Annotated in this window: 13 protein-coding genes and 1 tRNA gene; 6 read left to right on the top strand and 8 right to left on the bottom strand. The window is 55.1% G+C overall.

From position 1 onward, the window contains the following. The first annotated feature begins 451 nt into the window (after positions 1 to 451). Genes ACQY36_RS01775 through ACQY36_RS01785 form a run of 3 tightly spaced genes read left to right on the top strand, consistent with a single transcriptional unit; the run spans position 452 to position 2,749 of the window. Entirely contained in the window at positions 452 to 1,522 is a 1,071-nt protein-coding gene (locus ACQY36_RS01775) for a toxin-antitoxin system YwqK family antitoxin (protein ID WP_428077460.1), read from the top strand. After that, positions 1,519 to 2,484, top strand: a complete 966-nt coding sequence (gene ispE / locus ACQY36_RS01780; RefSeq protein WP_428077461.1) for a 4-(cytidine 5'-diphospho)-2-C-methyl-D-erythritol kinase — start codon at positions 1,519 to 1,521, stop codon at positions 2,482 to 2,484. The genes ACQY36_RS01775 and ispE overlap by 4 nt, the downstream gene beginning before the upstream one ends. Next, positions 2,441 to 2,749 carry a septation protein SpoVG family protein gene (locus tag ACQY36_RS01785; protein ID WP_428077462.1) on the top strand — a complete coding sequence of 103 codons (309 nt, stop codon included), beginning with the start codon at positions 2,441 to 2,443 and terminating at the stop codon, positions 2,747 to 2,749. The genes ispE and ACQY36_RS01785 overlap by 44 nt, the downstream gene beginning before the upstream one ends. Before the next feature lie 329 nt (positions 2,750 to 3,078). On the opposite strand, the gene ACQY36_RS01790 is transcribed toward ACQY36_RS01785, so the two are convergent. Continuing rightward, the gene (locus ACQY36_RS01790; protein WP_428055434.1) at positions 3,079 to 3,684 is read right to left on the bottom strand and encodes a nitroreductase family protein; all 606 of its coding nucleotides are present in this window, start codon (positions 3,682 to 3,684) and stop codon (positions 3,079 to 3,081) included. Positions 3,685 to 3,855: 171 nt separating this feature from the next. On the opposite strand from ACQY36_RS01790, the gene ACQY36_RS01795 reads away from it, so the two are divergent. Further along, complete coding sequence (locus ACQY36_RS01795) at positions 3,856 to 4,476, top strand: hypothetical protein (RefSeq protein WP_428077463.1); 621 nt, start codon at positions 3,856 to 3,858, stop codon at positions 4,474 to 4,476. Between the two features lie 42 nt (positions 4,477 to 4,518). Here the strand turns inward: ACQY36_RS01795 and ACQY36_RS01800 are convergent. From ACQY36_RS01800 to ACQY36_RS01810, 3 genes are all read right to left on the bottom strand, one after another. Next, a tRNA-Arg gene (locus tag ACQY36_RS01800) sits at positions 4,519 to 4,592 on the bottom strand. A 19-nt stretch (positions 4,593 to 4,611) separates the two neighbouring features. Then, positions 4,612 to 5,793, bottom strand: coding sequence for a sigma-70 family RNA polymerase sigma factor (locus ACQY36_RS01805; protein WP_428077464.1), 1,182 nt, complete (start codon positions 5,791 to 5,793; stop codon positions 4,612 to 4,614). A gap of 48 nt (positions 5,794 to 5,841) precedes the next feature. Beyond that, on the bottom strand, positions 5,842 to 6,255 hold the full coding sequence (locus tag ACQY36_RS01810) for an EamA family transporter (protein ID WP_428072002.1): 414 nt from the start codon (positions 6,253 to 6,255) through the stop codon (positions 5,842 to 5,844). Between the two features lie 109 nt (positions 6,256 to 6,364). Between ACQY36_RS01810 and ACQY36_RS01815 the strand changes: the two genes are divergently transcribed. Together ACQY36_RS01815 and ACQY36_RS01820 are read left to right on the top strand one after the other, a co-directional pair. Continuing rightward, positions 6,365 to 7,690: an MFS transporter gene (locus ACQY36_RS01815; protein WP_428077465.1), complete on the top strand. Its 1,326-nt coding sequence runs from the start codon at positions 6,365 to 6,367 to the stop codon at positions 7,688 to 7,690. A gap of 3 nt (positions 7,691 to 7,693) precedes the next feature. Further along, positions 7,694 to 10,375, top strand: a complete 2,682-nt coding sequence (locus tag ACQY36_RS01820) for a 4-alpha-glucanotransferase (RefSeq protein ID WP_428077466.1) — start codon at positions 7,694 to 7,696, stop codon at positions 10,373 to 10,375. Between the two features lie 53 nt (positions 10,376 to 10,428). Here ACQY36_RS01820 and ACQY36_RS01825 read toward each other — a convergent pair whose 3' ends face one another. The 4 genes from ACQY36_RS01825 to ACQY36_RS01840 form a co-directional block, all read right to left on the bottom strand. Next, entirely contained in the window at positions 10,429 to 10,941 is a 513-nt protein-coding gene (locus ACQY36_RS01825) for a type IV pilin protein (RefSeq protein WP_428077467.1), read from the bottom strand. Between the two features lie 574 nt (positions 10,942 to 11,515). Then, entirely contained in the window at positions 11,516 to 13,120 is a 1,605-nt protein-coding gene (locus tag ACQY36_RS01830; protein ID WP_428077468.1) for an acyl-CoA carboxylase subunit beta, read from the bottom strand. 47 nt (positions 13,121 to 13,167) lie between these two features. Continuing rightward, complete coding sequence (locus ACQY36_RS01835) at positions 13,168 to 13,788, bottom strand: 4'-phosphopantetheinyl transferase family protein (RefSeq protein WP_428077469.1); 621 nt, start codon at positions 13,786 to 13,788, stop codon at positions 13,168 to 13,170. A gap of 11 nt (positions 13,789 to 13,799) precedes the next feature. Further along, the gene (locus tag ACQY36_RS01840; protein WP_428077470.1) at positions 13,800 to 23,204 is read right to left on the bottom strand and encodes an SDR family NAD(P)-dependent oxidoreductase; all 9,405 of its coding nucleotides are present in this window, start codon (positions 23,202 to 23,204) and stop codon (positions 13,800 to 13,802) included. Positions 23,205 to 23,402 lie beyond the last annotated feature (198 nt).

Raw genomic sequence — 23,402 nt, forward strand, 5'->3', positions numbered from 1 at the left:
AGAAGATGCTTTTAATCTTCCAAATCGGGGCGTGATAAGCGTAGCTGAAGCGTGTAGGCGTCCCCCCCTTTACCAAGTCCTTTTGCCATCGTATCAAAAAAAAAAAACAAATCAAGGCCCCCTTCCAGGGGACGGTTCTCTATGCGGACACATCCGACTAATGGAGCCACACCGTTTAAGCTATGTTGCCAAGCAACGTAACAGCGAGCCCGAAAAGCCGCACCCTCCGGGCCAGCCGCAGGGTCCGCCCCGCCCTTTCCCGGAGAGAGTCATCCAACTAATGGAGCCACACCGTTTAAACAATACCGCCAAGCACCGTAAAGTCTGCACGGCCCTGACAGCAAAAAAGGAACCATTATACCCCCGGCCGGCGCCCCGCCGTTTAATAAGATGTCGCACACGGTGCAAAAAGTATTGTAAAATGACAGCAAACCATAGGGGAGCTTTTTTAATGAAAGAAACAATTATCTGCGTTTCCACGCCCTCGGCCCGCACGTATTACAAAGCCGTCCCGCTGGCTAAGGAATTTTTGGACAAAGAGCAAAACATCGTCAACACCACCGGGGAACTGCCCGACGGAGAAATAACGGAATTCAACGTATCGTCCGCCACCGTCAAGCATTTACTCGCCGGGAAACTCAACGGAAAATTTGAAGTCATCAATTTGGCCGACAACACCATTACGTACAGCGAAGAGTACGAAAACGGACGGCTGGTCAGCATTACGGAACGCAATTTGCAAAAGCCCGCCGCGGATAAACCCAAAGACGAAAAAGCCGCACAGCTCTATCCCGGCACCGTGCTCAAAAGCACCAAAAACGCCAATTCTTTCTATATTAACGGTCAGGAAGTGGCCGAAGAAACGCTCTCCTCCAACGGCGCCACGCTGGAAATTCTGGGCACCATCCCGGACGGGGAAGTAAAAGAATTCTACGAAAACGGCCAGGTAAAAACCGAAGCCCATTATAAAGAAAACAAATTAAACGGGCCGCTCCTGCGTTATGACGAGAACGGGGCGCTCCTCTCGCGCGAGGAATACGTGTCCGGCGTCTTACAGGGGCCCGCCGAGTATTTCACCCCTCTTAAAAACGACGTGCTCCACACCCGCTGCTCTTATAAAAATTCATTCCTGGAAGGGGAGCGCACCGTTACGCAAAAAAACGGCGGCGTGCGCCAGCAGGAACAATATAAACACGGGCGTTTAAACGGCAAACGCACGGCCTTTTATACCAACGGACTGAAAGAAAGCGAAGAAAACTTCACCGACGGCAAACTCAACGGAGAACGCCTGCTGTATTTTCCGTCCGGCGCGCTGTGGTATCGCGAAAATTACAATAACGGCCGTTTGGACGGCGAACGGTTCGGCTATTTTGCAAGCGGTAAAATTCGCCTGGAAGAATTTTACACCGAAGGCCTTTTGGAAGGCAAACGCAACGTTTACGCCGAAAACGGCGAACTCCTGACCAGCGAAGAATATCACTGGGGTTCCCTCGTGCATAATACGGACAGGAAGGCCAAATGAAAATAACGCGTTTCTGCCCGGCCAAAGTAAATCTGTTTCTGGAAGTAACCGGCAAACGGCCCGACGGTTACCACGAGCTCGCCACATTATTCGGCAAAATTAATTTCGGCGATACGCTTACCGTAGAAGCCGTCCCCGCGCCGCAAACGGATATTTCGCTTACGCTCACCGGCCCGGTGGCCCCCCTCCTGCAGGCGGACGCTTCCAACCTGGCCTGCCGGGCGGCCCGGACGTTTCTGGAGCATTTTCATCTAACGGCCGACGTACAAATCACGCTTGAAAAACACACCCCCACGGGGGCCGGCCTGGGCGGCGGCTCTTCCGACGCGGCGGGCGTACTGCTGGCCTTGTGCGAAATTTTTGGAAAAGATAAAAACGAACTGCTCCCCGCCAGCGCCAAACTGGGGGCGGACGTACCGCTTTTTATGTACGAAGACACCTTTTTAAAAGGCGAAGGCATCGGCGAGAAACTTACCCCCGTCCCCGCGCCGGGGCCGCTGCCGTGGCTGGTGCTGGCGTACCCCAACACGGTCGTACCGACCAAGGGCGTATTTGCCAGGCTCCGGCTGCCCTCCGCCGAAGCCGCCTTGACAAACACCTCCAATTTAGATAAATTAATAGCATACCTAAGATGTGCCAGTCCCCTGGCCGGGTGGAAACATTTATTATTCAACCGGCTGGAGGAGTGCGTTGTTCCTTTTACAAACTCTGTACGAAATGTGCTGCTCGATTTGAGAAAAACAAATACAGATGCAGTTTTAATGTCCGGTTCCGGCTCCACGGTTTTTGCTTTAGTTGAAACTGAAAAGGATGCAAAAAATTTGGTAAGTAAATTACAAAACAAGGAACGGATAGTTTTCTTTACGACATTTCATAGGAGCTTAAAGGATGAAAATAACGGAAATAAGGATACATCTTATGGGAGAGGATCGCCTCAAGGCGTTTGCAAGCGTAACGTTTGACGATTCTTTCGTAGTTCGCAATATGAAAGTTGTGGAAGGAACAAAAGGCGTGTTTCTCTGTATGCCTTCCCGGAAATTGCCCGACGGTACCCACAAGGACATGGTTCACCCCATCAACCAAGAGTTTCGGGAATATCTGGAAGAAAATGTTTTAAAAGCCTACGAGGAAGAATTAAAAAACAACCCCTTGGGCGCAGCGAAAAGCACCAGCACTTCCGACTACGACTTCCACGCCGCTGCAGAAAGCGGTCAAGACGCACAATAAGGGTGTTCAGCACAGATTTTCCGTTATTCATCTCGCTCAAGCTGTGATGAAACAATTTACTTCCGGATGGTGAAATGGTATCACTACTGGTTTTGGTCCAGTCATTCTAGGTTCGAGTCCTAGTCCGGAAACCATACAAAAAGAGCCCCGCAGGGGGCTCTTTTTTATGCCCGGCAAGCAGACGTCTCACCAGGAAACCCGGGAGGAAATCCCCTTCCGGCCCCGGTTTGCAAAGCGGCTGCAGCACGTATGAATTGCATGCGCCCTGAAAGCGTTTTTTACAGCCGCGTTAAAACCCCCCGGGCCAATCACCCGGGGTTTATTAAATCTTATTTCAGCACCTTTACGCGCTCGTCAACCGGCATAAAACTCTTTTCCTCGGCCGGAGCATAGGCTTCGCCAAACGGCATTTGCGCAAGCAGTTTCCAGCTTTTGGGCACGCCAAACGCTTCGCGCACTTTATCGTCCACGATGGGATTATAGTGCTGCAGGCTCGCCCCTATCCCCAGTTCCGCCAGCGCCGTCCATACGATAAATTCCACCATCCCGTTGGATTGGTACGCCCACAGCGGAAAATTGTCCTTATACGACGGAAACTTTTCCTGCAGGCCGGCCACGACGTCCCAATCTTCAAAATAAAGCACGGTGCCGCGCGCCGCGGCGAAAGAATTTATCTTCGCTTCGGTGGGCGCAAATTTGTCTGCGGGCACCATGCCTTTTAAAACGTCTTTCGTCAGCCGCCAAAATTCTTCGTGGCGTTCGCCCAGCAACACCATCAGCCGCGCCCCCTGCGAATTAAACGCGCTGGGCGCGTATTTAACGGCTTCTTTCACCGCCGTGACAATTTGCTCGTCCGATACGGGGCTTTTGTCCGTCAGCGCGTAGCGAGAGCGGCGGTCCTTCACCGCGTTTAAAAACAGATTCACTTTTTCCATAAAATCCCCCTTTCTTTTAGAATAAATATCCCGGCCGCGAAAGTCAAAAGGTTTTTTAGGTTATTTTCCTGTTTACCATCCGCCGGGGCGCGTATTTGGGCGAAGGACGGCTCCGCCGTAATGGTATTGGATTATTTTGTCGGGAGAGATATCTTGTTACAATATTATTATATGAAACGGATTTTGCTGCTGTCTGCGGCTTTGCTTCCCCTGTCTTATTCCCCTTTATTTTCCCAAATTTACCGTGCCGGAGATTACTATTATTCACCCCAGCCCAAGCCCGCCGTCTTGGACAGCCGCCTGGAAATCACCGCAAACGCTTTCATTGGTTCCAATACCATCAAAGAACTTTCCGGCATTACGCTCCTGCGTTCGGAATCCGGCCTGGGGATGACAGTATTATATGCTCTGGCCCCCTGGGTATCCGCAGGACTGGAAGGAGCCGTATCGCGTTCCGAAGAGGCGGAGCCGTTATTGCATAAATACGGCTTTGTACGCTGGGGAGCGGCGGCCAAGTTCACGCTCACGCCCAGCACCGCGCCTCGTACGTATATCTTGATTGGGGCGGGGCTTACCCGACATAAGACTGAATACCTGGGCGGACGCAGGGAACGAAAGGATTCGCCGTATGCGGCCGTTGGACTGGGTGTGGAGACGGATGTAACGGATGCGTGGTTTATTGGGATGGAAGGGAGAGGGACATATCATTTTGACCGGGAAATCGGCGCATACTTCTACTTAAAACACCGGTGGAGCGCTTCCTTCCGCGTGCATACCGGAATACGGTTTTAAGCATATTAACACAAACGCTGGCAACATGTTCTATACAAAGACTACCCCCGGCGGGAGTTGAACTCGCAACCTTCTCCTTAGGACGGAGCCGCTCTATCCATTTGAGCTACGGGGGCGTTAAATACAAATTATCGTTTATTTACGGGACGGTCTTTTGGCCTGGACCGCTTTACGGGACGGCTTTTTAGCCGAAGCGGATTTTGTTTTCTTAGCGGCGGTTTTTACAGCCGTTTTTTTGGCGGATTTTTTTACAGCCGTTTTTTTAGCCGCAGCCTTTGCGGCCGGCTTGGCTTTGGCATTTTTAGCCGCGCCTTTGGCGGCGGAACGGGCGGCTTTCTGCTGGGCGGCCGCGAAAGCGGCGCGCTTTTTAAGCAGTTTGGCGAGCGGACTGTTGTCCGCCGTTTCGCCTAAAATGTTGGTTTTCAAACGCGGGTGCATCGCGCTGTGCAGTTTGCGCGTGCGGCGGTCCACCGCCGTCAGTTCCAAAATGCCCGCTTTCTGCGCTTCTTTGCGAAGCGTATTTACGGCGCGTTCTTCAATCTGGCGCACCCGCTCGCGCGACAAGCCCAAAATCTCGGCCACTTCGCCCAATGTTTTAGGTTCGTTGTCGGCCAGGCCGTAGCGCATAATAATCACCTGGCGGTCGCGGTCGCTTAAATCTTCCATGCTTTTTTTGATGCTGTTCTGGTTTTCGTTCTTCAGAAATACGTCGTGCGGATTGCCTTTGCCGTCGTCGCTGATTAAATCTTCCAGCGTGGTTTCTTCTTCTTCGTGCACCAGCGTAGTCAGCGAATCAACGCCTTTGGCCGCGCTTAGCGTGTCCATAATAGACTTTACCTGCCGCGCCGTCAAACTCAGCTCCGCCGCCATTTCGTTTAAAGACGGGTCGCGCCCGTTGGCTTCTTTCAGTTCGTTCCACGCGCGGAACCATTTTTTCAAATTGCCCCAGGCGTGCGACGGAATTTTGATGGAGCCGGACTGTTCTTCAATATACTTGCGGATATATTGTTCAATCCAGTACACGGCATAGGTGGAAAAACGGTAGCCTTTTTCGGGTTCAAATTTATCAATGGCCTGCAGAAGGCCCAAATTGCCTTCTTCAATCAGGTCCATCAGTTCCATCCCCGGGCGCTGGAAACGCTTGGCCGTCGGAATAACCAGGCGCAGGTTCATTTCCATAATTCTGTTTTTTGCGTCTTTATCGCCTTTTTTGGCGCGCTTCCACAGGCGGGACATTTCCTCGCGGTCCATGTCCTTGGTAATTTTGCCCAGGTGTTTAAAGTACTCGTTTACACTGTCGAGCGTATCGTTTTCCATATATAACATAATATCAAACTTTTTGCTCCGGCTCCAGCCCGTTTTGAATTATAAAACCATACACAAAACGCCGGCCGTAATCAGCGCGCCGCCGGCGATGACTTTCATACTCACCGCCTCGTGCAAAAAGATAAAAGACAGCAAAATCGTCAGCACCACGCTGAATTTGTCCACCGGCACCACGCGCGAAGCGCTGCCCAGCTGAAGGGCCTTATAAAAAAACAGCCACGAGCCCCCCGTGGCCAGGCCGGAAAGCACCAAAAACGTCCAGCTTTTCTGGCTGACCGAGGAAATTTGCTGGTGCACCCCCGTCGCAAACACAATTCCCCACGCCAGCAGCAGCACCACCGCCGTGCGGATGGCCGTAGCCAGATTGGAGTTGATGCCCTCTATACCCACCTTAGCCAGCACCGACGTAAGCGCCGCGAACAGCGCGGATAAAAGCGCATACACAATCCACATACGAAACCTCCTCCTTTTTGGTATATTTTAGCAATTCCCGCGCGCGTACGGTTGCACGGGCGAAAAATAGTGTTATAATGAAAGAAGATACTCAACATTCGGAGGAATTATGCACACGGAACGTCCGCCTAAGACTTTTCTTCAGATTATGTATATGTGTTTGGGTTTTTTCGGCATCCAGTTCGGCTGGGCCCTGCAAATGGGTAATATGAGCGCCATTTATTCGCGCCTGGGTGCGCGGGAGGACCAGATTCCCCTTCTGTGGCTGGCGGCCCCCGTAACGGGGCTTCTGGTACAGCCGCTCGTAGGGTATTTCAGCGACCGCACCTGGTGCCGCCTGGGCAGAAGACGGCCCTATTTTTTGGGCGGCGCGATTTTTTCCATGATTGCTTTATTTTTAATGCCGCAGGCTTCGGCCATCTGGATGGCCGTTATTGCGCTGTGGATATTGGACACTTCCGTCAACGTCAGCATGGAGCCGTTCCGCGCATTTGTGGGCGACATTCTGCCCAAAAACCAGCGCAAAACCGGCTACGCCATGCAAAGCGTGATGATTGGCGCGGGCGCGGTGATTGCGTCCTTCCTGCCGCAGATTTTAACCTCTTTAGGTGTCAGCACCGAAGCGCCGCTGGGCCACATTCCCAACACGGTCAAATACTCGTTCTACATCGGTGCGGTCGTGCTGATGGCTGCCATTTTAGCCACCATCAAAACTACGCCCGAATATCCGCCGGCCGATATGGAGGCGTTCAAAAAACTCCAAAAGCAAACCGTCAGCCTCAAAAAAACATTGGGTGAAATGGCGCGGGCGTTTATCACGATGCCCTCCACCATGCGCCGCCTGGCCGCCGTGCAGTTTTTCACCTGGGCCGCGTTTATGGTGATGTGGGTGTACTTTACGCCCGGCATCGCCGCCGGCGTATTCCACGCCGAACCCGGCACCCCCGCCTACGAAACCGCCGCCAACTGGGGCAGCTCCTGCTTCGGCATCTACAACGGCGTGGCGTTTGTATTCGCGTTTGCGCTGTTGTGGCTGACCACCAAATTTTCCGCCAAGGCCATTCACATCGTGTGCCTTTCCATCGGCGGCGTGGGTTTAGGTTCGCTGGGCCTTACGCTCTTTGGGTTTGAATTTACCCAAATGGGGCTTATCTTTCCGATGGTGTGCATCGGCGTTGCGTGGAGCAGTATTCTTTCCATGCCCTACGCCATGCTGTCCAACGCGCTGCCCGCCGAGAAAATGGGTTTTTATATGGGCGTGTTCAACTTCTTTATCGTCATTCCGCAAATCTGCGTAAATCTGTTCTTCGGCCCGTTTATGAAGCATTTTCTGGGCGGAAGCGCGATTGCCGCCGTGGGCGTGGGCGGAATCAGCCTGTTTATCGCCGCGGCGTTTACGTTTTGGGTGCAGGGCCGCGAAACCGCGCGGGAGTAAGGTATGAAACTCTCTTTCCATCTTCGGTATAAGACGGTATGGGGCGAAACGCTCCACGCCGTTTTGTACCGCGCGCACGCCACGGCGAGCGAACGCAAAATAAACATTCCGCTTTCCACGCAGGACGGCGAAAACTGGAGCGGCGAAATTCAGATTCTCCTTAAACAGCCGGCGGAACTGGCCTACCATTACGAACTGCGCCGGGGCGCGCGCGTACTGCGCCGCGAGTGGCAGTCCGTCCCGCGCAGTCTGTACGCCGACCCGGCGGCCGGACATTATCTTCTGCAAGACCAATGGCGCGCCCTGCCGGAAGAATCGTGGCTTTATTCCTCTGCGGTAACGGACGTGTTCCGCCGCCGCGAAGCGCATCTGGCCTCTCCTCTTAAACTTTTTACGCGCACGCTTATCCTACGCGCGCAAACGCCGCGCCCGGGTCCCGGACAGACGTTGTTTGTCTGCGGCGGCGCGCCGGAACTCGGCGGCTGGGACCCGCAAAAAGCCCTGCCGATGAGCGAAGGGGAATTTAACGAGTGGAGCCTGTCTTTAGACGCAGACGCGCTATCATACCCGCTGGAATATAAATTCATCATCCGGGTTAAAGACGAAACGCTTTGGGAAGAAGGCCCCAACCGCCTGCTTTACGCGCCTGAGATTAAAAATGGGGAAGTATGGGTGCAGGACGATTTGCGCCCCCGCTTTACAGACCCCGCGCCCCTGCGCGCGGCGGGTGCGGTAATTCCGGTATTCTCGCTCCGAAGCGAAGACGGCTGGGGCGCGGGCGACTTTGGGGACTTGGAAAAACTCACCGACTGGGCCGTCCGCACGGGCCAGCGCGTAATTCAGATTCTGCCGATAAACGACACGACGCTCACCCGCACCTGGCAGGATTCGTACCCGTACAACGCCGTATCCGTCTATGCGTTTCACCCGCTGTATGCCGACGTGCGCCGCCTGCCCGCGGCGGACGCGAAGACGGCTAAACGTTTTGAAGCGGAACGCAAAAAATTAAACGCGCTGCCGCAAATAGATTACGAGGCCGCCCTGCGTTTGAAACTGGAACGCCTCCAACACGCGTTTGCGCAGGAAGGGAAGCGCGTGCTGGCGTCGCCGGAGTTCCGCCGGTTTTATCTGGAGAACGAACATTGGCTGCCCGCCTACGCGATGTTCTGCGTCCTGCGGGACCGCTACCAAACGGCCGATTTTTCCGCGTGGCCGCAGCATTCGTTTTTCTCGCGCGGCGAAATGGCCAACTTCTGCGCGCCCTACTCGCCCGATTACGACGAAGTATGCTTCTGGTACTATGTGCAGTATATACTGCACGCGCAGCTGCTGGCCGCCGTCAAGCGCGCGCGGGAAAAAGGAATCATTTTAAAAGGGGATATTCCCATCGGCATTTCCCCCCACAGCGTGGAAGCCTGGACCGAAAAAGAACTTTTTTGTCTGGATGCCCAGGCCGGCGCGCCGCCAGACGATTTTTCCGCCACCGGGCAGAACTGGGGCTTTCCAACCTATAACTGGGACGTAATGGCACGGGACGGCTACCGCTGGTGGGTGCGGCGCTTTACGCATATGGCGCGCTATTTTGACGCGTACCGCATTGATCACGTGCTGGGCTTCTTCCGCATCTGGGAAATCCCGTCGCACAGCGTGCAGGGGCTTTTAGGGCAGTTCTCGCCCGCCCTGCCGATGGACGCGCAAGAAATTGAAAGCTTCGGCCTGCCGTTTAAGCCGGAATATCTGCGGCCGTATATCTCGGAGCAAATCCTGTTTGAAAAATTCGGAGACTTGGCGAAAGAAGTTAAAAAACACTACCTCGCCCCGGCCGCACAACAGGGCCTGTATGATCTCCTGCCGTCTTACGACACCCAGCGCAAAATACAAGCCGCCTTTGCCGGCAAAACGGACGAAAAGTCCCTGCACCTGCAAAACGGACTCTATGCGCTGGCGTCCAATGTGCTTTTTGTGCCGGACCGCAAGGACGCGTCTAAATACCATCCGCGGATTTCCGCCCTGTCGGACGCGGCCTTCCGCGCGCTTTCCCAGCCGGAAAAAGAAGCGTTCACCCGTTTGTACAACGAATACTTTTTCCGCCGCCACAACCAGTTCTGGAAAGACGAAGCGATGAAGAAACTCCCCGCTCTTACGCAGGCCACGCGCCTTCTGGCGTGCGCGGAAGACCTGGGGATGATTCCGGACTGCGTGCCCGACGTATTAAAAGAACTCCAGATGCTTTCGCTGGAAATCCAGCGTATGCCCAAACGCCTGGGCGATACGTTTGCAGACGCCGCGCACTATCCGTATCTTTCCGTGGCTACGCCGTCCACGCACGATATGTCCGTACTGCGCGGCTGGTGGAAAGAAACGCCGGCGCTTACCCGGCGGTTTTGGAACGAAGTGCTGGGCAGCCTGGGCGAGGCGCCCGCCGAAGCGGACGGCAAAACGTGCGAAAAGATACTTAACCAGCACCTGCAAAGCCCGGCCATGCTGGCGCTTATTTCGTTTCAGGACTGGACTTCTATGGACGAAAAACTCCGCGCCAAAGACCCGGAAGCGGAGCGAATCAACGTCCCGGCCAACCCGCGCCACTACTGGCGTTACCGTATGCCGATGACGCTTGAAAAACTCCTGCAAGAAGACGCGTTTAACGCCAAAATACGCGGGATGATTGAAAACGCCAAACGCTGAAAACCCATTAAAAACTCCGGCCTGAAAAGACCGGAGTTTTTACGTGTCAGCCATTACTGAAACGAAAAGCCGGTGGTCACGACGCCACCACTGCCTGTAGTGGAGGCATCCGGCGTCGTTTTGCCGGAAATGCTTTTACAAATCTGCATGGCCAAATCACTCCTGCCGCCCCAACAGATAAAATCATTCCTGGCGAAATACTTTTCCATCCACGGCGCGTTGCCTCGGTTGTCATGACAATATGCCGAAGCAGAAGAGGATACACCCGAAACACCCTCACGCAGTAAACAGGTAAAATCCTTGTAGGTAACGGTGGTATCGGTATCTGAGCTGGCTCCTTTGGGCATATCAATATCCAAATCGGAAAAACGGAGCGTATAATGTCCATTCGCCATATAAAAAATATTTTCAGCATCTGAGATAGAACGCAAAAGAGGCAGCAAACGCATGGAACGCGTTTTAAGCACGGCCTGCTCGTATTTAGGAAGTGCAACGGCGGCTAAAATACCGATAATTAAAACAACCACTAACAATTCTATTAGCGTAAATCCGAGACTTTTTTGCACGGGATATATCCCCCCATTTATACAAGGTAATAATCCTAATTTATCAAAAAAAAAAACAAATCAACCCCCTTGCCGGGGGCAGGCAATCTGGCCTGACCAGGGCTAAAGCAATAAACGGTGCTATTAGTTAGATGGGAACAACAAAGGGGGTATGCACCCGTCTGGTAAGACCGAGCCGCCCCTCCCTTTCCCTAACGGTGCCATCCGACTAATTGAGCCACACTGTTTAAACAATGTTACCAAGTACCGTAAAGCGAGCCCGAAAAGCCGCCCGCAGGGTCCAGGCCATGGAGCTCTGGCCTTATCCAGGGCCCGGCAAAATACGGTACTTTTAGATATTTGGGAGAGAAACATTCGGGGACGCAAAAGTTTTCCGGGGACGGTTTTTTATCTGCACGGCCTGCAAGGCCCCCTTCCAGGGGACGGTTCTCTAAGCGGACACATCCGACTAATTGAGCCACACTATTTAAACAATGTCGCCAAGTACCGTAACAGCGAGCCCCAATACGCCGCACTATGCAAAAACTCCCGCCCAAAAAGCAGGCGGGAGTTTTTAAACAGAAATCCGAATGGCTTACAGCGGGATGTTGCCTTTGTGCGGATTTTTGCGCGGGTCGCGTTTGTCTTTCAATACTTCAAACGCGCGGATAATTTTTGTACGCGCTTCGGCCGGTTCAATAATCTCGTCAATAGAGCCGTTGGAAGCCGCCTGATAGGGCGAGGCGAATTTGTCGGAATAATCCTGCGTCATTTTCTGCTTCAAGGCTTCTTTTTTGGCCGGATCGGTTTCGGCTTTCAAATCGCGCGAATACAAAATTTCCACCGCGCCGCGCGGGCCCATAACGGCAATTTCCGCGCTCGGGAAAGCAAAGTTAAAATCCCCGCGCAGGTATTTGGAACCCATCGCAATATACGCGCCGCCGTAGGCTTTGCGCAAAACCAGGGTTACTTTCGGGATGGACGCTTCGGAATACGCGTAAAGCAGTTTCGCGCCGTGGCGGATGATTCCGCCGTGCTCCTGCTGTACGCCGGGCAGATAGCCGCCGGTGTCCACCAGCGTCAAAAGCGGAATATTAAACGCATTTAAAAAGCGGATGAAGCGCGCGGCTTTATCGCTCGCGTCGCTGTCCAGCGCGCCGCCCAGACAGGCCGGGTTATTGGCTACTACGCCCACCACCTGGCCGCCCAGGCGGATAAAACCGGTAACCACGTTTTTGGCAAAATTCTGGTGGATTTCAAAGAAGCCGAAATCGTCGGCGATGCGCCAGATGACGTGGTGAATGCGGAACGCTTTTTTGGGGTCCATTTCGCACACGCGCTCCAGCACGGGCACGCTGCGGGCCACCAGGTCGCTGGTCGTTTCGGCCGGGGCTTTTTGTTCGCAGTTCTGGGGAAGGAAAGAGAGCAGTTCGCGCACCTGGCGGAAGCAGTCCTGCTCCGACTTGGCGACAAACTGGCACACGCCGCTTTTTTCGCTGTGGGGGCGGGAGCCGCCCAGGGTGTCAAAATCCACTTCTTCGCCGGTGGCCGCTTTTACCGCGCCGGGGCCGGTGATGAACATATGGCTGATGCCTTCCACCATAAAAATAAAATCGGTTAACGCGGGCGAATACGCCGCGCCGCCCGCGCACGGGCCCAAAATGACGGAAATCTGCGGGATGACGCCGGAGGCTTTCACGTTGCGGTAGAAAATCTCGCCGTAGCCGTTTAAGCTGTCCACCCCTTCCTGAATACGCGCGCCGCCGGAATCGTACAAGCCGATTACGGGGATTTTCGCCTCCAGCGCGCGGTCCATCAGCGCGGCGATTTTTTTGGCGTGCGCCAGGCCGAGCGAACCGCCCAGCTGGGTAAAATCCTGCGCAAAAAGAGCCACCTCGCGGCCGTTGATGCGGCCAAAACCGGTGATGACGCCGTCGCCTTTAATATGTTTGTCTTTCAGGCCGAAGTCGCTGCAGGAAGTTTCCATCAAACTTTTAATTTCTAAAAAGCTGTCTTTGTCCAGCAGGTAAGAGATGCGTTCGCGGGCGGTCATCTTGCCTTTGTCCTTCTGGGCTTTGATGCGGGCCTCGCCGGCGCCTTGTAAAGCGTCCTGGGAAATTTGTCTGAATTTTACCAAGCTGGCCGGAGCGGGTTGGTCCGACGGCTTGTCTTGTCTGGGATCCTCAAAGAGTTCTATCATAGTCCCTCCGAAATCTGTATACCTTATATTTTACTAAATAATACGTGTCAATGCCCGCAGGCGAGCGTAAACATAAAACCGGGCAGCAGCTCGTGCGTTTTAAGCGTAATCTGCGGGCTCCCCAGGCGGACGTATTCTGTCAGCGCCGCCCCGAAAAAAGCGGGTTTCCCGTCCACACAGCGCACATCGTAGCTGTTTAGCGAAAGCCCCGTGCCCAGCAGTTTTACCAAAGCCTCTTTCTGCGTCCACAAAGCCGTCAAAAAAGCGTCCCCCTCGCCGGTCAGTTCGGAAGGGTGAAAAAAATCCCGCGCCCACGCGTCAATGCGGTGTTCTATTTTTTCCAAATCAATGCCCACAAACGGTTCGTCCGCGCTGACGGCCGCCACGGCCCAGCCGCGGCTGTGCGTAATGCTAAACGCCAGCGTGCACGGTTTTCCCCCCGCGCTTAAAACGGGTTTGCCGCTTGCGTGCGGCAGTATTTCTATGTCTTTCAGCGGTGCGCCCAGCGTTTGGCGCACCAGCTCTTTTAACGCAAATCTGCCCCCGAGCCACTCCATCCTGCGCTTGGGGAAGCGGAGCGTTTGGTAAAACGCTCCTTCCTTTTCGCTCAAGATTTCGCCGGCCGGAGGCAGACGGTTTAAATCAACTGCGTTAATCTGGCAGGACATCTCGCCCCAAGTTACTGGCCGATGGCCTGGTAACCGTGGATTTCCACCCACACGTCGCCCTGCGCGTCAAACACATACGCGTCGTGGAGGGTTTTGCCGTCGGCGGTAGCGCCGCGGTTTACGCCGTATAAGTACAGCTGGGCGGGCGGAACCTGGTTTTTAAGCACGGCCACTTCGGCGATGCCGTCGGGCAGCGTCATTTTGTGTTCAATGCTCATATCCTGGAATCCGCAGCACTGGAAAGCCGCTTCAATCAGCATCGGGTTGGCAAGCAGGGTGCGCGGGCCGTCGTTCCACTGCGGGCGCGGAGTCGTGTTATACACCGCGAGCGAGGAATGTTTGTCCACACGCAGAATACCGCCCAACACCTGGAAAGAAGGACCGTGGAAATACTTTTTGTAGATTTCTTCTTTGCTTACGGTCATCTGTCCGGCAAGGCCCGTCATGGCGTCGGCCTTCACGGCGGACCAGGTGGAGGCAAAGCCGTCCAGCGTTTTGGCGGTAAAGTGGCGGCGGGTATTGCCCATTTTTACGCCTTTGCTGTTGATAAAGTCGGACTCAATTTCCATTACCGCTTCCTTGCCGGCCGCTTTGCCCGTTACGCGCACGGCCTGCGGGCGGTTTCTCAAAAGCTTAATCGGCAGATAGAAATGCACGTCCTTTAAACCCTGCGGCACGGCGCCCGTAAGCGCGGCGGCGGTTTCCATAAAGGTTTCAATGCCCATCACGCCCGGCACATACGGCGTGCCTTCAATGGCGTGGTCGGCCAGGTACGGGTCGGAATCCAAGTTAAATTCTTTTTCCAGGTGAATTTCCGCCCCTTTCTGCAGGGACGTAACATTACCCAAAAAATGCGTGGCTTTGGAAGCGTCCACGCCCCCCTCGGCTTTAGCTTTGGGAGCGGCCGCTTTCAGCGCCGCGGGAGCGGAGGAACCGCCTGTGGGAGCGTCGTCGGAGCCGGTTTCGCCGGCTCCGATTTCGTCCCATTCAAACTTTAACTGATGGTCCCAGTCCAGTCTGCCCAGCGAACCCGTGAGCACGATTTCCGGCACGCGTCCGTAGACGATTTCGTCCAGGAAGATCTGCATACCGTCTTCGGGGTCCACAAAGTCCACCCCGTTGGAGCGCAGGAAGGTTTCCACGCCGGCGCGCACGCCCATACCTACGTTCTTGTAGGCGCTCATGGCGATGCTGATGGCGCGGTAGCCCTGGTTCTGCAGCGACAAGGCCGACTTGGCCAGGTAGTCGTTGGCGCTCGCGTAATCGCTCTGGCCCAGGTTGCCGTATTTGCCGGCGATGGACGAAGCGAAGGCGAAGAAGCCGTCGTCGCGCACGATGTTGTTGGCCAGGAACGTGGCGAAGCTGGTGGCTTTTACGTCAAAAATGCGGTAGTATTCAGCCGGATCTTTGTCGTAAATCAGTTTAGAGCGTTCCAGCCCCGCAAAGTGAATCAGTCCGTCCACACGGCCGTTTTTGGCTTTGATTTTCGTGCAGACTTCTTTCATCATGGACGAGTTCATCACGTCGCAGTGGTAGTATTCCACTTCGCTTCCCAACTCGCGCAGTTTCTGCAGGTTGTTGTAGAGCGTAATGGAATCTTTCACGCGGCCGAAAGCGCGTTCCAGCAGCACCGGGGTGGCCTTTTGGGTCGTATCGGCCTTGAGGTCTTCCCAGATTTGCTTTTTAAGCGCGGCCAGTTCGGCTTCGTTCATAGAAGCCCACAGCGGCGTTTTTTCCTGGATTTCAATAATATCCAAGACGATGATTTTGCTGTGGTACTGCGCGGCGATTTTCTGCGAAAGCATCGCGCCGATACCGCGGCCGGAGCCGGTGAAGATGATGGTTTTGCCGGCGAGGTCAAAATGTTTGACGCTCTTGTCCAGGCGGGTCGGCAGCGAGAGAATGGTGGAGCGCATATTGTCGCGCGTACCAATCATCAGGCGCATATCGCCGTGGAGCACTTCGTCCATGGTCTTCTGGGCCATTTCATCGGGCGTGGCGGTGGGTTCAAAATCCATCAGCTTGCCGATGGCGCCGGTGCGTTCGTACACGTCTTTGCGGTAGCAGGTGGTGCCGCCGGTCAGCGCGCCCACGATGGGGTTGAATTCGTCTTTGGTCGTGTAGCCGAAGTTGCCGTCAATTTTGGTGTTGACCGCAAAGAACGTATCCGCGTCCTGGCGGTTGGCCATCCCTTTTTCAAATACGCGCAGCGCAATAAACAGCGGCATGACGTACTTGGTCAGTTCGGCGTGCGGGCTGGCTTTTTTGTCAAATTTCTTGACGGTCGCGCCCAGCAGGTACACGATACCCTGAATGTTCGGATCTTCGGCAGCGTAATCCTTCAAGGCCGCTTCGGTTTCTTCGTACGATTCCCAGTTCACGATAGTCGTGTTTTTGCTGCGGGTTTTGAGCGTGGTGAACACGTGGTACTTCACGCCCAGTTCTTTAAATTCTTCCTGATAGGCTTTAATCAGCTGCGAGTTGTCCGCAAACAGCAGGATTGTGCGGTCTTTGGACAGGCGTCTGTTTTCCCGTTCGGAAAGCGGCGCATCGGCTACGGTGGTTACGTAGCGCAGTTTTTTCTCGTGGCAGTGTTCGCCCTGATAGCCTTCCCGTTCGGGGCGTTCCGCCAGGGAAACGCGTTTTTCAATCGGAGCCGTCGGGTTGGTAACCAGCGCGTCGGCTTCCGGCGCACCGATATGTTCCGCCACAATGTGTTCCGGCTTTTTGGCCAGTTTCGGGGCGGGTGCGGCGGCTTCCTCCGCCGGAGCGGGCGCAGGAGCGGCCACAGCCGGAGCCGGGGCAACGGGCGCGGCAGGAGCCGCAGTAACCGTGGACGGAGCCACAGCGGACGGGGCGTTCCCGCCGGCGTTGGCCAGCGCAAAGTTAATGCAGTGGCGAATCGTCGGATAGTCTTTTAACTGGATGCCTTCCTGCTGGGCGATACCGTAATGTTCGCGCATCGCGGCAAACAGTTCCGCCTGTTTGACCGTATCAATGCCAAGGTCGGCTTCCATATCCAGGTCCAGCTCCAGCATATCTTCCGGATAACCGGTTTTTTCGGCTACCATTTTAACGATTTCTTTCGTTACCGTGGCTTCATCCAAAGCGGACGCGGCGGCTTTCACAGCCGGGGCGGGCGTTACCGCCGGAGCAACGGGCGCGGCGGCCTGTACAACAGCCGGCTGAGCGGCGGGCGCGCTCACGGGCGCGGCAGGAGCCGCAGGAACCGCGGACGGGACGTTCCCGCCCGCGTTTGCGAGCACAAATTTAATGCAGTGGCGGATCGTCGGATAATCTTTTAACTGGATACCATCCTGCTGGGCAATACCGTAATGCTCGCGCATCGCGGCAAACAATTCAGCCTGTTTGACCGTATCAATACCCAGGTCGGCTTCCATATCCAGGTCCAGTTCCAGCATATCTTCCGGGTAACCGGTTTTTTCGGCTACCATCGCGACCACTTCTTTGGTTACGGACGCTTCGTCCAGCGCGGCGGCTTTCGGGGCCGCGGCGACGGGAGTAGGAGCGGCTGCAGCCGGAGCCACAACGGGCGCGCTCACGGGCGCGGCAGGAGCCGCAGTCACCGTGGACGAAATAACCGTGGACGGGACGTCCCCGCCCGCATTCGCAATCACAAATTTAATGCAGTGGCGGATAGTCGGATAATCTTTTAACTGGATACCGTCCTGCTGGGCAATACCGTAATGCTCGCGCATCGCGGCAAACAATTCAGCCTGTTTGACCGTATCAATACCCAGGTCGGCTTCCATATCCAGGTCCAGTTCCAGCATATCTTCCGGGTAACCGGTTTTTTCGGCTACCATCGCGACCACTTCTTTGGTTACGGACGCTTCGTCCAGCGCGGCGGCTTTCGGGGCCGCGGCGGGCGCAGGAGCGGCCGCAGCAGGAGCCGGCGTTACCGCCGGCGCGGGAGCCGCGGCAGGCGCGCTTACGGGCGCGGCGGAAGAGGCGCTTTCGGAACCGGCGTTGGCCAGCGCATACTTAATAATAGAGCGGATGGTCGGATAATCTTTCAGCTGTACGCCTTCCTGTTTGGCGATGTGATACGTATCGCGCATAATCGCAAACAGTTCCGCCTGTTTGACCGTATCAATGCCGAGGTCGGCTTCCATATCCAGGTCCAGCTCCAGCATATCCTGCGGATAGCCGGTTTTTTCGGAAATGATATTTAAGATGTTGGCCTGTACGTCCGCCTCGCTTAAAGACGGCATCGCGGCGGCCTGTACGGCAGGGGCCGGCGTTACGGCCGGAGCGGCGGGCGCGGATACGGCGGCCTGCATCACGGGAGCGACGGCGGCCGCAGGAACCGCGGCAACCGTGGACGGGACGTTCCCGCCCGCGTTCGCGAGCACAAATTTAATGCAGTGGCGAATGGTCGGATAATCCTTTAACTGGATGCCGTCCTGCTGGGCAATGCCGTAATGTTCGCGCAAAGACGCAAAGAGCTCGGCCTGTTTGACGGTGTCAATACCCAGGTCGGCTTCCATATCCAAGTCAATATCCAGCATATCTTCGGGGTAACCCGTCTTGTCGCCCACCATTTTGACCACTTCTTTTGTTACCGTCGCCTCATCCAGCGCGGCGGCTTTCGGGGCCGGGGCCGGAGCGGCGGGCACAGGAGCGGCCGCAGCAGGCGCGCTCACGGGCGCGGCGGCTTTGGTTTCATGCGCGTGGATGGCGTTTACTTTATCCACAAACGCCTGGGAGCCTTCCATCACCAAGGCGGGTTTCACGCCGTGGCGGTAGTTGTCTTTAATGCGAAGGGTGTTCTGCACCACTTCCAGCACCGGAGCCTGCTGGCCGGAAATTTCTTTCAGCCACGCTTCGTGTTTGGCTTGGTCCGCAATGCGCGGTTCGCCTTCCTGCCACATTTTTTCAAGTAAAGTCATACCTAATTGGGAACCGAATCCGGCCGCCAGGCGCAGGGCGTATTTAAAGTTGTAGTGTCCGCCTTTGCTAAGCGTAATGCCTTCCAGTTCCGGGTCCGCTTCTTTAAAGTTGGCAATCGGCGGCACCAGACCGGTGTTGAGGCAGCGTACGGCGATGGCGTCTTCCAGGCCGGCGCCCATGGAGTGGCCGGTAAAGCCTTTGGTATTGCTGACGATAACGCTGCTGACGTCTTTACCAAAGGTGGATTTTAAAGCATACGCTTCCGCGCTCGCGGAACCGCCGCGGGCCGGGGTGTACGTTTCATGCGAAATGAACACGAGCTGTTTGGCGATGTCGGAACGGTTTAAACCGAAGTCTTTTTCCGCGCGGGACACGAGGTCGTTCATTACCTGCGCCACGTGGGCCACGTCCAGGCGGGTTACGTGGAAACCGCTGTTGCGGATTTCGGTGGAAAGCACTTTGGCCAGCGGTTTCATACCGCGTTTGGCCACTTCGCTTTCTTCTTCCACCACCAAAGACACCGCACCCATCCCCACAATCATACCGTTTCTGCGGCGGTCAAAGGGAAGGGCGGCTTTGGTAACGTCGGCTTCCGTGGTGGCGGCGCCGGAGGCCAGGAAGGCCGTCAAAATCCATTCGGACACATTGTCGTTGGTGATATCGTCGGCGCTGATGACGATGACGCGTTTGCAGCGGCCGAGCTTAATCCAGTCCTGCGCCATGGCAACCGCCTGGGCGGTGGAAGCGCAGGCCGCACTCATAGAGGTGGCCGGGCCTTTGGCGCGGATCCACTGGCAGAAGTGGGAGTGGGCGATGATAATCGTCTTTAAAATAAACTCGGAGGTGAAAGCTTCCGGCTCCACTTCTTTATCTTTAAAGTTGGCCTGATACCAGTTTTCAATTTCCGCTTTGAGGACCGGGTCGGAAATCTGGGAGATGAATTTATCGCAGAACGCGCGGACTTCTTTGGCGGTTTTGTTATTTAAAAGCCCCGCCACGCGTTTGGACAGATCGCCCATCATACTGTTGGCCACGGGGAAGGCGGAAGTGAAGATGACGCCCGTGTCGTCAATCATTTCAGCCGGCAGACCCCAGCGGTCCGGCAGATACCCGCCCGTAGAGGTGGGTTTATAATACAGCACCAGCGGAATACCCGCGTCTTTAAGCGCCAGGATACCGGCGGCAATCGCCATCTGGAAGCTGCGGTCCATAGAGCGGACCCACTTGGCCGGCAGGCCAAATTCTTTTTCCAAATCAAACGTACCCGCCTGAGCCGCCAGCTTAATGGCCTGCATCGGCGAGGTCAAGCGTTCAAAACGGTGGTTGCCGTCTTTGGATTTAATGACGAACTCCACATGCTTGTCAATTTGTTTCTGCTGGATATCGGCCTTAACGGGTTCAATCATGTTGCGGCCCTGCAAAATTTCGTCCAGCACGCCGTCGCGGAAGACGCGGTCCCAGCTGCCGGGGCCGCCGGCGGCGATACCGCTGATGACTACGGACTTCTGGGCGCAGCAGCCGTTTTGGGCCGCCGGAGCGGAGGTTTTGCAGGCGCACACGGTATTGTCTTTCACGGCGCCTTCGGCTTTTTCCGCCGGGGTGGCGTTGCCGGTTACCCAGTTTACAAAAGCGGGGTTGAAGGTGGAGCTGTCGCCAAACATATTGGTGCCCGTCCAGTTCAGCTGGATGCCGGAGGAAATCAGGTTGGCAAACAGGTCGTTAAATTCCACAATGCCGCCTTTTTTCGGATGGTTGGAGGCCAGCACTTTAATGTCTTTCTTGTCGGAAAGCGTATTGGAAGCCAATGCGGAAAGCACGCGTTTGGGGCCGCATTCCACAAACAGGCGCACGCCGGAATCGTAGGTGGTCTGCAGCTGTTTAATCCATTCCACGGAGTGGGAAATCTGCGTGACCATCAGGTCTTTGATTTTTTCCGGGTCGCTGGGGTAAAACTCGGCCGTTACGTTGGTGGTAATCGGCATGGTGGGCGCGTTGAATTTCAGCGTGTCCAGGAAAGCGCGGTACTGCGGCATGGCCGGGCGCACGATGGCGGAGTGGAAAGCGTGCGAAACCGGAATCTGCACGGCCTGGATGCCCATATCGGTGAACATTTTGATGGCGTCGTCAATGGATTTGCTGGCGCCGGCGATAACGGTCTGCGTCGGGCAGTTTTTGTTGGCCACGGCCACATAACCGCTGATGCGCGCGAGCTCGGGCTCCACGCGTTCCACGGGGGCGGCGATGGAGGCCATCTTGCCGTTGTCTTCCACTTTAATTTCGGACATTACTTTCCCGCGGGTGCAAACGGCTTTCAGGCCGTTTTCAAAATCAAAAATACCGGCGGCTACGGCGGCGGCGTATTCGCCCAGGCTGTGGCCCATCACCACGTCGGGCTTAATGCCGAAAGAAGACAAAAGGCGCATCATCGCGATATCGGCCGTAAGCACGGCGGGCTGCGTCATTTCGGTTTTCTTGATGGCGGCTTCGCGTTCGGCGATTTTTTCTTTCGTTTCGCCGGGTTTGCTCCACAGGGTTTCGGTCAGCGTCTGGCCGATGATGTTCTGCAGCAGGCGGTCGGCTTCGTCAAAGGTATCCTGCACCACTTTATATTTGGAAGCCAAATCTTTCATCATATCCACATACTGGGAACCCTGGCCCGGGAACATAAAGCAGACTTTGGGTTTAATTTCCGTGGGCGTAAACGGATAAATGCCTTTCATGCGCAGGTACAGGGATTCCTGTTCCCACACGTCCTGGGCGGAAGCGGTTTTTTTGAAGAACTCAATTTTTTCTTTGAGTTTTTCCGGGGTTTCCACATTGATGGTTACCGCAAATTTGGCGGGTTTTTCCAGGTGGTTCTTATAGGCGATGCTCGGAAGGTAGGTAGGGTCAAACTGAATGGCGACGAGGGCCTTGTCCAACACGTTAAACAGTTCCTGCTTGGTGGCGGCGGAAAAAGTCAATACGTCGCTTTGGATTTTCTCGCCGGGAACGTGAAGGGTGTAGGCGTTACTGCTGGTCATAGTTAATTTCTCCTGTACGGGGGTTGAAACGGTAGACTGCTGCCGGGATTCTTCGGCCTTTTTTAACAGACCGTCGTTCATTTCTTCCATAGCCACGTGGAAGTTCGTGCCGCCGAAGCCGAAAGCGGATACGTTGGCGCGGCGCACTTTGCCGCCGGGCCATTCTTCCGTTTTGGTAATCACGCGGAAAGGGCAGGTGGCCCAGTCCACGGTCGGGTTCGGAGTTTCAAAATTGACGGACGGCGGCAATACCTTATTATATAAGGCGAGCGACGTCTTGATTAAAGAAGCGATGCCGGCCGCCGCTTTGGCGTGGCCAATCTGGCTTTTTACGCTGCCCAGCCCAATGGTGCCGGGTTTGGCGTGCGCGCCAAAAATTTCGTTTAAAGCGTTCAGTTCCACGGCGTCGCCCACGCGGGTGCTGGTGCCGTGCGCTTCAATAAGGCCCACGTCGCCGGGGGTGTATTCCACTTGTTCAAAGGCTTTTTCCACGGCGATTTTCTGCCCTTTCGGGTTCGGGGCGGTGATGCCTTTGCCTTTTCCGTCGGAAGAGGCGCCCACGGCGCGGATGACGGCGTAGACTTTATCGCCGTCTTTTACGGCGTCCGACAGGCGTTTTAAAATCACCATACCGGCGCCTTCGGCCATGACGAAACCGTCGGCCTTGGCGTCAAACGGGCAGGAGCCTTTTTCGGACAGCGCGCCGATTTTGCAGAATTTAATGTAAGCGGACGGGGACATCATCTGGTCCACCCCGCCGGCGATAGCCATATCAAAATTGCCCATGCGAAGGCCGTTGACGGCCTGGTCAATGGCGGCCAAAGAAGTGGCGCAGGCGGCGTCCACGGCAAAGTTGGTGCCGTGCACGTCAAACACGTTGGCCACGCGGCCCGGGATTACGTTGGCCAGTTCGCCCGGCATGGAGTCTTCGGTTATCGGGGTGAATTTTTCGCGCACGCCAGCGTCCATTTCGTCAATCATTTTTTGGGCGTCGGCCGGGGCCAGGGATTTAAAAGCGGAAGTATTTTTGAGGATTTCGTACAAGAAAGGTCTGTTCAGGCGGGTGTTGGACATTTCGTTCTTCATGCCGCCCATGGAGTTGCCGATGATTACCGCGGTGCGGTTGCGGTCAAACTCTTTTTTGTCGTAGCCGGAATCTTCCAAAGCCATACGGGTGGTTTCAATGGCCAGGTGCTGCACCGTGTCCATCTGTTTGGCGATTTGCGGAGGAATGCGGTATTTTAAGGAATTGAATTTGAAAGACTCGGGGATGAAACCGCCGATTTTGGAGTAAAGCTTGTCTTCGGCCTTGTGGTCGGGACTGTAGAACAGTTTATAATCCCAGTATGAAGCGGGAATTTCGGTAATGCAGTATTTGCCTTCTTTAATATTGCTCCAGAACTCATCTTTATTTAAAGCTCCGGGCATAATCGCACCGATACCAACAATGGCGATAGGTTCAAGGTTTTTATTTTTCATTTGTTCTCCTAACGTAAAATCCTCTTTCCTTGGCATACGTATATAGATATATTTTATGAAATTTTAGCAGTACAAACAAATCCGCGGGCGGTTTTTTGGAGCCGAGTATTGACAAAACCTCATCCGTTTTATCAGAATTTTCCCCTTTGCCAAGCTTCTTTTTCGTCCTTTCCGTCTTAACCCCCGCAGAACGGACCC

This window comes from Candidatus Avelusimicrobium alvi, assembly GCF_958451995.1.
Lineage (GTDB): Bacteria > Elusimicrobiota > Elusimicrobia > Elusimicrobiales > Elusimicrobiaceae > Avelusimicrobium > Avelusimicrobium alvi.